The sequence below is a fragment of the Streptomyces alkaliphilus genome, from assembly GCF_014141535.1.
GTDB lineage: Bacteria > Actinomycetota > Actinomycetes > Streptomycetales > Streptomycetaceae > Streptomyces > Streptomyces alkaliphilus.
Map to the genome: position 1 here is coordinate 1 of NZ_VKHT01001659.1, position 553 is coordinate 553.

Sequence of the window (553 nt, forward strand, 5' to 3'; positions counted from 1 at the left end):
GCTTCGGGGGGCGTCGGGCGGCGACGGGGGACGTTCACGCCTCCACGCTACCGCGCAGGCGTTCGGCGGTTCCGATCGCCCGGAGCACGGCGGCGGCCTTGTTCCGGCACTCGGCGTCCTCGGCCGCCGGGTCCGAGTCGGCCACCACCCCGGCCCCGGCCTGCACGTACGCCGTCCCGTCACGGAGCACGGCGGTGCGGATGGCGATGGCGGTGTCGGCGTCACCGGCGAAGTCGAGGTAACCGACGCACCCGCCGTAGACCCCGCGGCGGGTGGGTTCCAGTTCCTCGATGATCCGCAGGGCCCGCGGCTTGGGGGCCCCCGAGAGGGTCCCGGCGGGGAAGCAGGCGGTGAGGGCGTCGAAGGCGGTGCGACCCTCGGCGAGCCGGCCCGTGACGGTGGAGACGATGTGCATCACGTGGCTGTATCGCTCGATGGACATGAAGTCCACCACCTCGACGGTGCCGGGGGCGCTGACCCGGCCCAGGTCGTTGCGGCCGAGGTCGACCAGCATGAGGTGCTCGGCCCGCTCCTTGGGGTCGGCCAACAGTTC

Annotated in this window: 1 protein-coding gene; it reads right to left on the reverse strand. The window is 73.4% G+C overall.

Annotated elements, in window-relative coordinates:
- Positions 1-34: 34 nt before the first annotated feature.
- Positions 35-553 (reverse strand): chorismate-binding protein (locus FNQ90_RS26195; protein WP_182608563.1); only part of this gene is annotated, 519 nt, incomplete at its 5' end.